Annotated in this window: 15 protein-coding genes; 10 read left to right on the forward strand and 5 right to left on the reverse strand. The window is 57.3% G+C overall.

Features of this window, described 5'->3' with window-relative positions; all coding sequences use genetic code 11:
* Positions 1-56: 56 nt before the first annotated feature.
* Entirely contained in the window at positions 57-818 is a 762-nt protein-coding gene (gene lipB / locus NW828_RS04130; protein WP_414381798.1) for a lipoyl(octanoyl) transferase LipB, read from the forward strand.
* Here the strand turns inward: lipB and NW828_RS04135 are convergent.
* Together NW828_RS04135 and NW828_RS04140 are read right to left on the reverse strand one after the other, a co-directional pair.
* On the reverse strand, positions 815-1,264 hold the full coding sequence (locus tag NW828_RS04135) for a tetratricopeptide repeat protein (RefSeq protein ID WP_414381762.1): 450 nt from the start codon (positions 1,262-1,264) through the stop codon (positions 815-817). The two genes, lipB and NW828_RS04135, sit on opposite strands and share 4 nt — an antisense overlap.
* A gap of 291 nt (positions 1,265-1,555) precedes the next feature.
* Entirely contained in the window at positions 1,556-2,137 is a 582-nt protein-coding gene (locus tag NW828_RS04140; protein WP_011430559.1) for a Uma2 family endonuclease, read from the reverse strand.
* 133 nt (positions 2,138-2,270) lie between these two features.
* Here NW828_RS04140 and purB point away from each other — a divergent pair, with 133 nt between their 5' ends.
* The 7 genes from purB (at position 2,271) to NW828_RS04175 (ending at position 10,566) form a co-directional block, all read left to right on the forward strand.
* Entirely contained in the window at positions 2,271-3,566 is a 1,296-nt protein-coding gene (gene purB, locus NW828_RS04145; RefSeq protein ID WP_414381765.1) for an adenylosuccinate lyase, read from the forward strand.
* Positions 3,567-3,575: 9 nt separating this feature from the next.
* A complete protein-coding gene (locus tag NW828_RS04150; protein WP_414381768.1) occupies positions 3,576-4,556 on the forward strand; it encodes an aspartate carbamoyltransferase catalytic subunit in 981 nt (326 codons plus the stop codon).
* A gap of 509 nt (positions 4,557-5,065) precedes the next feature.
* Positions 5,066-6,133, forward strand: coding sequence for a phosphate ABC transporter substrate-binding protein PstS (gene pstS / locus NW828_RS04155; RefSeq protein WP_414381770.1), 1,068 nt, complete (start codon positions 5,066-5,068; stop codon positions 6,131-6,133).
* 169 nt (positions 6,134-6,302) lie between these two features.
* On the forward strand, positions 6,303-7,286 hold the full coding sequence (gene pstC / locus NW828_RS04160; protein ID WP_414381773.1) for a phosphate ABC transporter permease subunit PstC: 984 nt from the start codon (positions 6,303-6,305) through the stop codon (positions 7,284-7,286).
* Positions 7,287-7,324: 38 nt separating this feature from the next.
* A complete protein-coding gene (pstA, locus tag NW828_RS04165) occupies positions 7,325-8,218 on the forward strand; it encodes a phosphate ABC transporter permease PstA (protein ID WP_414381776.1) in 894 nt (297 codons plus the stop codon).
* Between the two features lie 70 nt (positions 8,219-8,288).
* A complete protein-coding gene (gene pstB / locus NW828_RS04170; protein ID WP_414381779.1) occupies positions 8,289-9,086 on the forward strand; it encodes a phosphate ABC transporter ATP-binding protein PstB in 798 nt (265 codons plus the stop codon).
* A gap of 112 nt (positions 9,087-9,198) precedes the next feature.
* A complete protein-coding gene (locus tag NW828_RS04175; RefSeq protein WP_414381782.1) occupies positions 9,199-10,566 on the forward strand; it encodes an FAD-binding oxidoreductase in 1,368 nt (455 codons plus the stop codon).
* 158 nt (positions 10,567-10,724) lie between these two features.
* Here NW828_RS04175 and NW828_RS04180 read toward each other — a convergent pair whose 3' ends face one another.
* From NW828_RS04180 to NW828_RS04190, 3 genes are all read right to left on the reverse strand, one after another.
* Complete coding sequence (locus NW828_RS04180) at positions 10,725-11,159, reverse strand: DUF29 domain-containing protein (protein WP_414381784.1); 435 nt, start codon at positions 11,157-11,159, stop codon at positions 10,725-10,727.
* A 355-nt stretch (positions 11,160-11,514) separates the two neighbouring features.
* Positions 11,515-12,582 (reverse strand): permease, encoded by a 1,068-nt coding sequence (locus NW828_RS04185; RefSeq protein ID WP_414381786.1) that lies wholly within the window; start codon positions 12,580-12,582, stop codon positions 11,515-11,517.
* Positions 12,583-12,649: 67 nt separating this feature from the next.
* Positions 12,650-13,786, reverse strand: coding sequence for a citrate synthase (locus tag NW828_RS04190; RefSeq protein WP_414341728.1), 1,137 nt, complete (start codon positions 13,784-13,786; stop codon positions 12,650-12,652).
* Positions 13,787-14,107: 321 nt separating this feature from the next.
* Here NW828_RS04190 and NW828_RS04195 point away from each other — a divergent pair, with 321 nt between their 5' ends.
* Both NW828_RS04195 and NW828_RS04200 read left to right on the forward strand, forming a co-directional pair.
* Positions 14,108-14,617, forward strand: coding sequence for a hypothetical protein (locus NW828_RS04195; protein ID WP_414381789.1), 510 nt, complete (start codon positions 14,108-14,110; stop codon positions 14,615-14,617).
* Entirely contained in the window at positions 14,571-14,861 is a 291-nt protein-coding gene (locus tag NW828_RS04200; protein ID WP_414381792.1) for a hypothetical protein, read from the forward strand. The genes NW828_RS04195 and NW828_RS04200 overlap by 47 nt, the downstream gene beginning before the upstream one ends.
* Positions 14,862-14,997 lie beyond the last annotated feature (136 nt).

The following is a 14,997-nucleotide window of genomic DNA, read 5'->3' on the forward strand; positions in this document are numbered from 1 at the left end:
GTCTTTTGGTCATCTTCTGGTGGCACAGCGAGCTCTCCAGCAAAACCGTCTTTGAGATGTCCTCGCAGGTGTTTGAGCGCTCTTTGGGATCTCCGCCTCTGGAGGTTCACCTGGCGGGAGAGGTGCCCTATCGCACCGCTTGGGCTTGGCAGCAAGCCAGGGTGGCTCGCCTGATCTGCAATCCGCAGCTGCCAGATGGGCTCCTACTGCTCACCCACCCGCCGGTCTACACCCTGGGGGCAGGGGCGGATCCCAAGTTCCTCAAGAGCTTGGCTGGACAGATAGGATCCCCAGCTGCCCGCCCAGAATTCCTCTCTGGACAAGGGCCAGAAATCCTGCGGGTAGAGCGCGGCGGCGAAGTCACTTACCACGGGCCAGGCCAGTGGGTTGGTTATGCGATCCTCAACCTCAGGCGCCACCGTCTGGATCTCCACTGGTACCTGCGCCAACTGGAGCAGGTGCTTATTGAAACTGTGGCCCACTTTGGCCTGCGGGGGGAGCGGATCCCTGGCTTGACAGGAGTTTGGGTGGAGGGGCGCAAAGTGGCGGCCATCGGCATCAAGGTCTCCCGCTGGGTGACCTACCACGGCTTTGCCCTCAACGTCTGCCCGGATCTAGCTGCCTTCGAGGCCATCGTGCCCTGTGGGATCCCTGATCGCCCGGTGGGATCCCTGGTTCAGTTTTGTCCCCGAGTAACGATGGCGGCAGTGGCCCCGGTGGTGGTGAAGTCCTTTTGTCAGGTCTTTGGGCTGCAAGCTCAGGAAGTTTCCTTATCAGAGTGGTTGGGAGAACGCAAGTCTCTAAAGACTCAAGGCTAATCCACCCCCAACTGGCGCAGCAGTTGCTGCAGGATGGCCTGGTTGGCAAAGTTGCCGCTCTTGGAAAAGAGAGCCAAGGCCTGGCGAAAGTCGGCCATGGCGGCTTCTCGATCCCCCAGTTGCAGGTGGGCCACGCCGCGGCTGAAGTAGGCTTCTGGAATTCGCGGATCCAACTGAATGGCCCGCTCCGCATCGGCCAGAGCTTCTTCCGGCTGGCGCAACTGGTTGTAGACGTAGCTGCGGTTCACATAGGCCGGAGCATAGCTGGGATCCAACTGCACCGCCCGATCCAGATCCGACAGGGCAGCCACGGGATCCCCCCGCAGCAACTTGAGGGATCCCTGCCAGTTGAACTCGGAAGCGGTGTTTGGGGCCGAGGTCTTCTCAGGAGGAGGTGGGAAGGCAGGCAAAGAGATGGCAGGGGCAGGAGCGAGGAATGCTGCCAAGAAACCTATCAGAGCTATCCTTCCCCATCGACACTTGATTGTGCTCCGCACCGCTAATGACGTCCTCTTCGGATCCCGAACTAGTTCAATATAGACCGTCGGCGAGAGGGGCAACCCCCTGCACTTAACTTGCAAGGGGTGCGGGGAGCTACAAGTTCCGCGCTCTGGCGGGAAAGTCAGGGTCGAGATACCGACTCCTCTGCCAAGTCGTTCTGTGACGCGGGGCAGGAATGCCCAATGGCAAGGTTGGGAGGCCCAAGCTCTATTGGCTAGAGTGAGGGCGGGGGGATGTTACAAGGAAAGCTTCTGGAACAGATGAGCCACCGGCAGGGCAAATCCTGGAATAACCTCTTCACCTTCTAGAAGATCAACCGATTTCAGGAGGCGGTCAGGCTCTTGAGAGCTGCGATACACCAGGACGTAGTGCTCGCTGGGGTGAACCAGCCAAACCAGGCGGCTGCCATTTTCAAAGTACTCCACCAGCTTGTCATGAATTTCTTCAACCGTATTGCGGGGGGAAAGCACTTCAACAGCCAGATCTGGAGCGCCTTCCAAAAATCCTGTGGGCAGTTCAGCCATGCCCTGCAAGCGTTCTTTAGCAAAAAAAGAGATGTCAGGGGAGCGCCAATTTCCACTCTTCATCTTAAAAGCAGTGCTGGAATCTAAAACGATCCCCAGCTTGTTGGACAAAACGTAGGGGGTCAAAGCTGCCAATAGGAGGCTGCAGACATAACCATGGAGTGCCCCCGCGCTTCCCATATCAATTGGCTTCCCATCAACAATCTCGTAGCGATGTCCCTCCCTGGACAACGCCATGAATTCTTCGGCTGTCCAAGCTCTTTTTCCCTGAGTTGGCACAGCTCCGACGGTCATCTGCAAACTCCTTGCTGCTCCTTCGACACCGCAAGCCAAGCCCGCAGGGATCCCCCAGCGGCTTTTCCTCGAGGGGGGACGCCAAAGGCTAAAATAGCCTAGCTCATCCTACTGTACCGACGGAAAAGGCACCTTGATCGAGCGCTACACTCTGCCCGAAATGGGCCAGATTTGGTCCACTGCCCACAAGCTCCAGACCTGGCTGCAGGTGGAGCTGGCTGTCTGTGAAGCGCAAGCGGAGCTGGGGCGGATCCCGCAAGAAGCCCTGCAGGAGATCAGAGCCAAAGCCGCCTTTGACCCGGCGCGGGTTTTGGAAATTGAGGCGGAAGTGAAGCACGATGTTATTGCCTTCTTAACCAACCTCAACGAGCACGTGGGCGAGGCAGGGCGCTACATCCACCTGGGCCTGACCAGCTCGGACGTGTTGGATACCGCTCTGGCCGTGCAGCTTGTGGCCTCGGTGGAGATCTTGCAAGCTCGCCTGGCCGACCTCATCGCTGCTATCCGCGACCAAGCTCGGCAGCACCGCTACACCCTCATGATCGGCCGCACCCACGGTGTTCACGCCGAGCCGATTACCTTTGGCTTTAAGCTGGCAGGGTGGCTGGCCGAGTGCCTGCGCCACCAAGAGCGCCTAGCTCGCCTGCGGGAAGTGGTGGCGGTGGGCAAGATCTCTGGCGCCGTGGGCACCTACGCCAACGTGCCTCCCCAGGTGGAGCAGTTGGCCTGCGCTCGCCTGGGCCTGAAGCCCGATACAGCCTCGACACAGGTAATCTCGCGGGATCGCCACGCTGAATACGTGCAAACCTTGGCTTTGATTGGCTCTTCCCTAGAGCGCTTTGCTACTGAAATCCGCCACCTGCAGCGAACAGAGGTACTGGAGGCTGAGGAGTACTTTGCCCCCGGCCAAAAGGGATCCTCTGCTATGCCCCACAAGCGCAACCCCATCAAGGCGGAACAACTGACGGGGCTGGCCCGTCTCCTGCGCGGGTATGCCGTCTCGGCCCTAGAAAACATCCCCCTTTGGCATGAGCGGGACATCTCCCACAGCTCGGTGGAGCGGGTTATCCTGCCCGATGCCTCCATTCTCTGCCACTATCTGTTGGTCAACATGGCGGAGCTGGTGGGCCAGCTGCAGGTTCACACCGGCAACATGGAGCGCAACCTCAACATCTATGGCGGCGTCATCTTCAGCCAGCAGGTGCTGCTGGCTTTGGTGGAGAAGGGCCTTAGCCGCGAGGAAGCCTACCGCCTGGTGCAGGAAAATGCTCACCGCGCCTGGAACCAGCCCGGCGGGGATTTCCGCGCCAATCTGCTGGCGGATCCCCGGGTGATGGCTCACCTCAGCGAGGCGGAACTGCAGGCTTGTTTTGATCCGCGGCGCCACCTAACCCATTTGGACGAGATCTTTGCCCGCCTGGGCATTTGAGGATCCCCTATGGCTTGGCAGCGGCAGCACGTCTTGGGCTTGGCGGATTTTACTCCCGAAGAATACCAGATGGTTTTGCAGACCAGCGCCAGTTTCCAGGAGGTGTTGACGCGGCGGTTGCCCAAGGTGCCCACCTTGCAGGGGAAGGTGGTGGTGACGCTGTTCTTCGAGCCTTCCACCCGCACCCGTACCAGTTTTGAGCTGGCGGCCAAGCGCCTTTCGGCCGATGTGCTCAACTTTTCCCCAGGCACCTCTTCCTTGAGCAAAGGGGAGACGCTCTTGGATACGGCCCGCACCTTTCTGGCCATGGGATCCGATCTCTTAATCGTTCGCCATGCCCAGGCAGGAGTGCCCCAACAATTAGCTGCCGAGATCGACCGCCGCGGATCCCCTGTGGGCGTTCTCAATGCCGGGGATGGACTGCACGAACATCCCACCCAAGGTTTGCTGGATTTGTTTACCCTCTGCAGTCATCTGGATCCCCGGCGTCCCCGTCTGGAGTTGCTGCAAGGGATCAAAATCGCCATTGTCGGCGATATTCTCCACTCGCGGGTGGCCCGCTCCGATATCTACGCCCTGGTGGCCGCCGGAGCTGAGGTTCACTTAGCCGGCCCTCCCACCCTATTGCCCAAAGATTTTGCCCAGTTTGTGCCCGGCCATACGCTCCCTGTCCATTGGCAGCTAGAGCCTGCCCTCGAAGGGGCGCGTTTTGTCATCACCTTGCGCCTGCAGCAGGAGCGCATGAGCGAGTTCCTTCTCCCCAGCTTGCAGGAGTACCATCACTTCTTCGGCCTCACGCGGCAACGACTGCGCCTGTGCCACCCAGAGGTGAGGGTTCTACACCCCGGCCCGGTCAATCGCGGTGTGGAACTCAGCTCCGAGGTGATGGAGGATCCCGGCTTGAACCTGATTGAGCAGCAGGTCACCCACGGCGTGGCGGTGCGCATGGCCCTGCTGTACCTCATGGGGGGCGGGCGGATCCCAGCTTAGAGCCCAGATCTTTCTCTGCTCGGGGAACATGTAGAGCTGCCCCACGTCTGGAGTGTTGAAGTCCATCTCCTAGCTAATTCTCTCTGTCAAAAGTCGGAAGAAGCTCTGGCGAGAGCTTTTCCCGCCCTGCTGAAATCATGTCCAAGCTTGCCGAGAGGGGAGCAACATCTTTGTCTCAAATTTTACACATCTTGGATCTGGATCGAGTTTTTTTGCAGCCGTCTAAGCTTAGCTCTTATTCAAGTTGTGTCCGTTTGATTGGTTGTCAAATGAGATAGAAGTTCAGCAGCATAAGCCTTTTCGCGGATCCTGGGCTCCAGGATCCTGATTTTGCTGAAATCCAAACTGGCCAAGACCACCAGATGGAAAATCGAGGTTTGGAAACGAGCCAGCACACTCAAAAAATATCGATTTTTCTCTTGACTTAACCTAAGGTTAACCTTTAGATATTCCTCCGTTAACTTTGAGGTTATAAGGTTAAAAATGTTGATTCGCAACAGATATTACCTATGCGAACCCTGCTTTCTGCTTCTCTTTTCTCCCTCACCGCTCTAACAGTAGGATTTCTAACAGCGACCTCGGCTCAAGCCCAAACCGTGCAAATCTCCGGGGCGGGCGCGACCTTTCCGGCTCCTTTGCTGCAACGTTGGTTCGACGCCTACAACCGCACCGTAGACCCCACTGTGCAAGTCAGCTATCAGTCTGTCGGGAGTGGTGCTGGCCTAGAGCAGGTGATCAATGGCACTGTGGACTTCGGCGTTTCTGAGGCGCCTTTCTCCGGTGCTCGCCTGGAAGGCTTCCGAGCTAAATACCGCTATGAGCCCCTACAGTTGCCTCTGGGGGGAGGGGCCATCGAGTTTGCCTATAACCTGCCCGGCATTGAAGACGGAGAGCTCATCCTGAAGCGGGAAACCTACTGCGGCATCGTGACCGGCGAGATCACTCGCTGGGACGACAATCGCATCAAGGCCGATAACCCAGGTATAGCAAACAAGCTGCCACCCCTGGACATCACCTGGGTACACCGCTCTGATGGTTCTGGTACCACCTTTGTGTTCACCAACCACCTCAAAGCGGCTTGTCCCAACTGGACTGCGGGCGCAGGCACTTCCGTCGAGTGGCCTGTTGGCATTGGAGCCCAAGGGAATGAGGGCGTAGCCGCCACCATCAAGCAGGAGCCAGGGACGATTGGCTACGTGAACCAGTCCTATGCCAAGCTGGAAAATATGGCCACTGCTCGCTTGGAAAACAAAGCGGGCAACATTGTTGAGTTCTCGACTGAGGCAGCTACCTCGGCGCTTGATGCTCCCATTCCTGATGACTTTGCGCTGTTGGTGCCCGACCCTGAAGGGCCAGATGACTACCTAATTGTGGGCTTGTTCTGGGTGATGCTGTACCGCGAGTATCCCGACCAGGAGAAATTGACCAAGCTGGTGGAGACTCTGAAATGGACCCAGGGGCCGGAAGGTCAGGCCATTACCCGCGAGCTGGACTACATCCCCATGCCTGAGGCGGCTATCCAACGGATCTTTGCCGAGCTGGATGCCATTACCGTTAACCCCAATGCGGTGCGATGACCGGGGTGCAGCCTGAACTCCACTAGAGTGGAGCTGGTGGCCGGCTGGGGAGGCAGATGAGGCTTTCTCGGTCGGCTGCTGGCTTCTGCTTTGCACGGTGGGATCCTTTAGAAGAGATTTTAGGCCGAAGAGAGGATTGTGAACCGAAGATGATCACGGGAGAGGGGCTATGACTTCAGCGGCTACGGGCTATGGTTCACCGCCAAACCCAGATATCGATGTTGACATTGAGAAAAAGGCAAGCCCGTCCCGGGCTGTTGATGTGGGTTTTGTCCGCCTGACGCTGGCCTTGGCAGGGTTTGCCGGCATTATCCTCATCTGGGTGATTCTTCAAACCACCGAAGCGGCTCTGCCGGCGATTCAGCAGTTTGGCTTGGGCTTCCTGGTTACTGCCCGCTGGAACCCGGTGGAAAACATCTACGGGGTGCTGCCGCAGATTTATGGCAGTCTGGTGACCTCTCTGGTGGCTTTGATTTTTGCCATCCCTCTGGGCATTGGCACTGCCATTTTTTTGACGGAAGGTTTTGCCCCCAAGTGGGTAACGGCGCCGATTGGCTTTGCCATTGAGCTGATCGTGGCCATTCCCAGTGTGGTGCTGGGGCTGTGGGGGATCTTTGTGCTGATTCCAGCAGTGCGGCCCATCTTTCGAGCCATCAACCAGACGCTGGGCTGGATCCCTTTCTTGAGTGGCCCGGCTCCGCGGGGGCCCAGCTTGTTGATAGTGGCTATGGTGCTGGGGATCATGATCTCTCCCATCATCATCTCCATTACCCGCAGTACCTTTGAATCTCTGCCACGCAGCCTGAGAGAGGGGGCTTTGGCTCTGGGGGCAACCCGCTGGGAGACCATCTTAACGGTGATGATCCCTGCCGGCCTGTCGGGCATTGTCAGCTCGATCATGCTGGCGCTGGGGCGGGCCCTGGGAGAGACCATGGTGGCGGCCATGCTTTCTGGCAACGCCAACCGCATCAACATCTCTCTAATGCAGCCGGGATCCACCATTACTGCCTTGATTGCCTCTCAGTTTGGGGAGGCAGGACGCTTGCAGGTGTCGGCTCTCATGTATGCCGGCGTGGTGCTGATGGTGCTGACGTTATTGGTCAACATCGTTGCCGAGATCATTATTCGCAAGTTTCAAAACCTGGAGCAGTAACTTCAGAAGCAGAAAGAAGATGAAGGAGCACTGTTATCATGTCGGACTCAGCACAGCTTGCCCCCGAGAAGGTTGATATCGACATTACTCGTGCCGCCATTGCCCCTGTCCGCAATTACACAGGCATTGTCCTAACCCTGCTGAGCGCCATCTTTGTAGCGGTAATCGTAGCTTCCCTCTCTTGGGTGCTGTGGGATGTGGGCAAGGAAGGCATCCAGCGGATAAATTGGGATGTCCTCACCCAGACCCGCTACCCTGCCCCTGGCCTGACGGAAGGGGGCTTTGGTCACGCAATTGTCGGCAGTTTAATGGTGCTGGCTACGGGGGCGGCTTTGAGCTTTCCCTTCGGCATCTTGGCGGCAGTGTACTTGTCTGAATTCGGTCGCGGCACCCGCTTGGCTTATCTGGTTAAGTTTTCCTGCAATGTGCTCACGGGGGTACCGGCCATTCTCTGCGGCTTGTTTGCCTATGCTGTGGTGGTGAGGGGATCCGGCTTTTCGGCTTTCTCGGGAGGGGTGGCTTTGGGCGTGCTGATGCTGCCGATTGTGATCCGCTCCACCGAGGAGGCGTTACTGTTGGTTTCGCCGGACATGCGCTTGGCTTCGATGGGTCTGGGCTCAACTCGCTTTCAAACCACAATGCGCGTCGTTTTGCCGGCAGCAGCGCCAGCAATTGTAACCGGTCTAATCCTGGCCTTGGCCCGGGCGGCGGGCGAGGCGGCACCTCTGCTCTTTACCGCCTTCAACAACAATTTCTGGTCCAGTAATCTCTCTGGCCCGGTGGCCACCTTGCCGGTGATGGTCTACTTTTTCTCCATTATTCCCTTCAGGGTGCAGCAGGAGCTGGCTTGGGCAGGGGCTTTGGTTTTGCTAGCCATCGTTTTGGCGGCCAGCTTGACCGCTCGCTTTTTGGTGTACAAGACCAGGAAATAGCCTGAGGATTCTCAACAAAGTCTTGAATCGAACTCTTCGTCGAACTCTAGCTCTTTTTGTGAGTGCTGCTATGCAAACTCAATCTCTTAACCAGACCTCTTACGTTTTCAGGACCGAGAACCTGAATGTCTACTATGGCTCCAATCTGGCGGTAAAAAATGTTACTCTGGACATCCCAGCCCGACAGATTACTGCGTTTATCGGCCCTTCCGGCTGTGGCAAAAGCACGATTCTGCGCTGTTTTAACCGCACCAACGATTTGATCCCCGGTGCTCGTGTAGAGGGCAAGCTCACCTACCACGGCAAGGATCTCTACGCCAAAGAGGTCGATCCGGTGGCGGTGCGGCGGCGTATCGGCATGGTCTTCCAAAAGCCCAATCCCTTCCCCAAAAGCATTTACGACAACGTGGCCTACGGCCCGCGGGTGCTGGGGATGAAGGTGGACTTGGACGAGGTGGTGGAAACCTCGCTGAGGCGGGCTGCCCTTTGGGATGAGGTGAAAGATAAACTGAAAGAAAACGGCCAGTCGCTGTCGGGAGGGCAGCAGCAGCGCTTGTGTATTGCCCGCGCTCTGGCGGTACAGCCGGATGTGATTTTGATGGATGAGCCCTGTTCGGCACTGGATCCCATTTCCACCCGCCGCATTGAGGAGCTGATGAAGGAGCTGGTACAGGACTACACCATCATCATTGTCACCCACAACATGCAGCAGGCCGGCCGCGTCTCGGATATGACGGCTTTCTTCAGCGTGGAGCTGGTGGGATCCAACCGTGTGGGCGAGCTGATGGAATTTGACAGAACTGAAGTCATCTTCAACAGCCCCACCAAGCAAGCCACAAGAGATTATGTGGAGGGCCGCTTCGGCTAATCGACCTGGCCGGACAGGGATCCTTCCCATACTGTTCTCGGCAAACCCTTTTGCAGGCAATTTCTGCCGATGATGGAGTCTGAAGAACCGTTGCACCCAAATACGGATACCTATGATCGTTGCCGCTCCTGACAAGCTGCAGGCTTTGCGTTCTGACTTAGAGGGTATTGAGATCATCACTGATCCGGCTCAGGTGGCCAAGTTGTCGTTGGATTTTTACCACTACAGCCCCGTGCTGAGCCGACAACTGAGCGACAAGCGGGGAGATGTGGTGGTGCGCCCCGCCGATGAGGCCGAGGTGATGCGGGTGGCAGCGGCCTGTGCCAGGCTGCGGATCCCGGTTACGGTGCGCGGTGCCGGTACCGGTAATTACGGCCAATGTATCCCGCTGGCCGGGGGTGTGATCCTGGACATGGGCAAGCTCAACCAGGTGCTTTGGGCAAAGCCGGGCTTGGCGCGGGTGCAGGCGGGGGCCAAGTTGATGGCCATCGACAAACACACCCGGGAGATGGGCTGGGAGATCCGCATGGCTCCTTCCACCTATCGCACGGCCACCATCGGGGGGTTCATTGCCGGCGGCAGTGGTGGCATTGGTTCTGTGACTTACGGCCAACTGCGGGATCGGGGCAACATCTTGGGGCTGCGGGTGGTCACCCTGGAGGAAGAGCCCCGGGTGCTGGAGCTGCGGGGAGATGAGGTGTTCCAAGTGAGCCATGCCTGGGGCCTCAATGGGATCATCACCGAGGTGGAGATCCCGCTGGCGCCTGCTTATCCTTGGGCGGAGCTGGTGGTGGCCTTTCCCCCTGAAGTGGGCTTTATGCCCTGTGCCCATTTTGGCCAAGCCCTGGGCGATGCCGATGGGATCCTCAAGAAATTGGTCAGCCTGCACGCTTGGCCGATCCCCAGCTACTTTGCACCGCTGCGGGGTCATTTGCCAGAAGGATCCGCTGTGGCCCTGTTGATGGTGGCCGAATGCAGCCTGGAGCCGCTGTTGGAGCTTGTCCGGGAACATGGGGGCCAAGTGGTTTACAACAAAACGGCCCAGGAGGCCAGCAAGGGGATCTCACTGGGGGAATTTTCTTGGAATCACACCACCTTGCACTGCCGCAGCGTGGATCCCAGCCTGACTTATTTACAATCGGCTTTTCCCGCCGATCGGGAGCTGAAGCTGGTGCAGCACATGTACGAGTATTTTGGCGACGAAGTGCTGATGCACCTGGAGTGGATTCGCATCAACGGGCAAGCTACCCCTGTCGGCCTGCAAATTGTCCGCTTTACCACCGAAGAGCGTCTAAACGAGATCATGCGCTACCACGAAGAGCAGGGAGTATTTATTGCCAACCCCCACACTTTCATCATCGAAGACGGCGGGCGCAAAGTGATGGATCCGCGCCAGATTCGTTTTAAAGAAGAAGTGGATCCCTATGGCCTGCTCAATCCGGGCAAGATGCGCACCTGGCAGGAGCGCGCCTCTGCTTGAGGAATAGCAACAGTAGCACAGCAATTGGCCTTGGTCTATCTGTATTGCCCATGTTTAATCCCTGATGGATTGTCTGGGCAGGACAACACCAGTCCAAAGCTCTACAGTCAGTACTGTGGGAATGCTGTCCACCGTTAAATGCTTCGTGGTGTGGACTGTCAAACTTCCGGCAGCCAGTCCTCTGCAAGCACCAACTCTGGAGAGTAGGGACAGACATCTGGAAATGTCGAGATTTCTATCCCCGTTTGTCTGGCTGCTTGGCGGCGCGCCCGTTGATAACTCTCTTCAAGTTGCTCTACCAGATAACCTTTTAGGCTAGGGCTATCTTCTATGGCCAATCCGATTTGGGTTCGCGCATCTGTAATGGAATCTAGCCAGCTATCTGAACGGCGCTGAGGTTGATATTGCCACTTGAGTAGATGCAGCAGAAGGCGAGTTAATTGACTGGTAATCTCTCGTCGTTCGCTCTTACCCAAATTCTCAACCTCTTCAATTAAGTGTGTTAGGTCAATTTCATGCCAGCGCCTTTCCCGCAATAGCCGGGTTGTTCGGTCAATCCACAAGTTAAAGTCTGTCGAGTATAGATTGCTCATAGCTTTGTCCTGCTGAAAAATAGGGTCGCGATAATTATGAAATCCAGACTACGTCCTTCTTGAGTTTACTACAATAAAACCTGTAACACCTGAGTTCTCAACCGTCTGGGAGCAGAGTCCTCTGGTGACAAACCTTATCCAGGCAACTCTTTCTATAGTCATTTCGATTTAAAGCAGGACACTGCACCCACACTTAAAGTGCACCGAGCCGGAAGGCTTTTCAAGGACTCCGTCCCGCTGGCGCGATCAGGAGCCCAGGCGTCTTACCCTAAACTGAAGCAACTATATTTGACGAATATTTGACGGAGAGTGGATGGAGAGGGTGTCCCTGTGGAGAAAGGTTCAAACAAACGCTTTAACTGCCATAGTAGTTGATGGCTAAAGCTCCCACCAGAGTAAGCTGAAAGACCAAGATCACGAAGTAGAAAATGGCGCGGGGCTTGAACAGAGTGAGCATCAAGCCTATGGCTTTCAAGTCTACTATCGGCCCAAACACCATAAAAGCCAACAGGGATCCCGGCGTGAAGGTGGCGGCAAAGGAGAGGGCGAAAAAGGCATCCACCGTCGAGCAGATGGAGATGATCCCGGCCAGGGCCATCATGATCAGGATTGAGAGCAATGCATCTTGGCCATAATCCAGCACAAACGAACGCGGGATCACCGTTTGAATCAGGGCCGCCATCGCCGAGCCCAAGATGAGCACGGATCCCAATTCGCAGATCTCCCTGGCCCAGGTCTGCAGCAGGAGAACTCCTTTTTGTCCCCTGGAGGGAGAAGGCGCAGCGGCCAGAGCAGAGCGATACACATCTTCAGCCGTTTGTAAAGTGGCCAGGGATCCGCCAGAGGCCCCTTGAGCAGGGCCCTGGGATCCAATCCAGAAGGTGCCCCCCTGCAACAACGGCGAGCGGGAGATGTTCTTCGGATCAGCTTCTTGGGAGCAATTGCGCTGCAGCTCCCGCCAGACTGCCGGCTGCAACAGAGGCTGGAAATCCTTTTGCAGGCTGAAGATCAAGCCGATGACCACCGCAATGCCGAAGGAAAAGAGAACTCGGTAGATCACCAGCTCCGGCATGGAGCGAAAGGCAATCCAAGTGGAAAAGATCACCACCGGGTTAAACACCGGCGCCGCCAACAGAAAGGCCACCGCCACGTGGGGTGGGATCCCTTTGATCACCAGTTGACGGGCCACCGGCAGGTTGCCACACTCGCACACCGGGAAAAAGAATCCTAAAGCGCCACCGGCCACCGCGCTGCCGATTTTGCCTTTGGGCAGGAAACGGGCCAACTGGGATCCCTCGACAAACACCGCCAGCAGCCCCGACAGAAACACCCCCAGCAGCAGAAATGGCATGGCCTGCACCACAAGGCTCAGAAACAGGGTGAACCCGTCTCGCCAAAGGGGAGGGTCTAAAAGGCTCAACACACCGCCTCACGCACAATTTGGGCCTTACTGAGTTTGGATCCCGGCCCAGCGCCCTGTCAAACGGCTCTCAACCCCGCTCTTCTATAGGGATGTAGCGTTGCTGGCGTTCACCTGTGTACACCTGGGTGGGTCGGAAAAGCCGATTATCGGACAACTGCTCCCGCCAATGGGCCAGCCAACCCGCCGCTCGGGCAATGGCAAACACCGGTGTAAACAAATCTTCTGGGATCCCCAGCTTGGCGTAGACCAACCCTGAGTAGAAGTCCACATTCGGGTAGATCCCCTTCGGCCCTAGCAACTCCTCACACACCCGCTCCACCTCCAGGGCAATGTCGTAGTACTTGTCGTGGCCGTAGCGCTCAAACAGCTCCTCAGCCAGCCGCTGCAGGATAGTGGCCCGCGGATCCTTCACCTTGTAGACTCGGTGCCCCATGCCCATGATGCGCTGTTTTTTGGCCAGTTTCTCCTCGATAAACGAGCGCACATTTTCCACCGAGCCAATTTGCCGCAGCAGCATCATCACCTGTTGGTTGGCCCCCCCGTGCAACAGCCCCGAAAGGGTACCCACCGCCGTGGCCAGGCTGCTGTAAGGGTTAGCCAGCGTGGAAGCGCTCACCAGAAGGGCAAACGTAGAGGCATTGACTGTGTGCTCGGCGTGCAGGATCAGGCAGATGTCAAAAATGCGGGCCAACCAGGGATCCGGCTTCTTGCCCGAGAGCATGTACAGAAAGTTGGAAGCGTGATCCAGACTATCGTCCGGGGGAATGGGATCATTGCCCTGTCGCATCTGGTGGAACATGGCCACCATGGTCGGCAGCTTGGAGAGCAAGCGGGTGACGGTGCCGAATACATAGTCGGGATCCATCTCCCGCAGCGGGTAAAACAGCCCCAAGCCCGCCACACAGGTTTGCAGAGCATCCATCGGGTTGCCCGACTCTGGAAACGACTTGATCATGTCGCGGATGCGGTATTTCACCCGTCGATGACTGCGGATTGCCTGATCAAAGTTGTCCAGCTCCGATTGGGTCGGCAGCTTGCCAAAGATCAGCAAGTAGGCTGTCTCCAGAAAGGTACTGTGGGCGGTCAATTCCTCGATGGGGATGCCCCGATATTCCAGGATCCCCGCCTGGCCATCCACAAAGCTAATGTTGGAGCGTGTGGCCGGAACGCCTTCCAAGCCTGGTCTGTATTCGCCATCCGCCATGGTCGGATCCTTAGAGCAAGTATTTCCTAGATAATGATGAATCAAGGGTTGCCAAAGGTGCCTGGAACCCAACCCCTTGCTCCCCTCGGGCAGTACTGACCCCGCTTCGCTACAGTAAAGCAAAGTTTGGATCCCTGCAGCCAAGTGCCGCCCTTGCCATCCTTTACAGAGAGCTGGGCTGGGATCTGCCTTCTATCTTGCAACAGCTCCCGCTGCCCGACGCAAAAATTGTTGCTATGGTGAGAACTGCGCCCGGCTTGAGGGATCTTGGCGCCTGCCGGAGCCGTGAAAGTTCGCTCCCCCGCTTGGAGATCGGCACCGATGTCGGATACTGCTCAAACCCACCTTGGCTCTAGCCCAGTGCAAGGCTCTAGCCCAGTGCAAGGACTGGAGTACGTGGTACTGGGAGTGGCCACTTGTTTCCAGCAGGATCAGGAAGGTCGCCTGGTAGAGGTTTTGGTGGCCGAGCCGGTGCCTGCTGCCGATTTGGACTGCCTAGCCCAAGAACGCCGCAGCACTTCCTATGTTCTCCTCTACGCCACAACCTACGCCGAGATCGTGAACAACGGGATCCCAACTTTGCCTGCCGATGTTTTCCCGCCAGGGGTGTTGTTGGGAGAAGACTTCGTGGAACGGGTGCAGGCAGCGGCCCGCACCTATCGCAGCAAGCCCCAGTTTCGCCATATCCCCCTGCACCAAACCTGCACTCCAGAGCGGGGGGTGTTTAAGCTCAATCACAGCGTTGAGCCCCGACGGATCCTCAACGCGGTTGTGGAGGTGAAGGATGCCGACAACATCAAACAGCACCCCCACACCCATCAACGGCTCTGACTCACTGGGCTGTACGGGTCAGACGTGCCCTGGAAAGCAGGTTGAACCGCCACTCTGGGCTAGGCTTCGGGATCCCTCTACCCTTCTGGAGCAGGTACGCAGCGGTCAGGTTTGGCTGGTTAAGGGAATGGGATCCCATGGGCTGTTGCTGGAGAAAGCTCATATTGTCGAGCTGCTGGAGTTTGGTGCAGCCGTTGGCCTGGCCATCAATCGCGATTGCCGAGCGGTTTTGCCGATCGCGTAAGCGGGACGGAGTCCTTTTGGCCAAGTGTATCTGCAGGCCCCTGCCACTTTTTTGGAGCGTCAGCTAGAAATCGCAGGAGCCCCGCACTGTACCCGTAGGGTCAGTGCCGGGAGGAATGCGGAAGTCACAATAGAAC

Origin of the sequence: Synechococcus sp. W55.2, from assembly GCF_047461635.1 — a bacterium.
Lineage (GTDB): Bacteria > Cyanobacteriota > Cyanobacteriia > Thermostichales > Thermostichaceae > Thermostichus.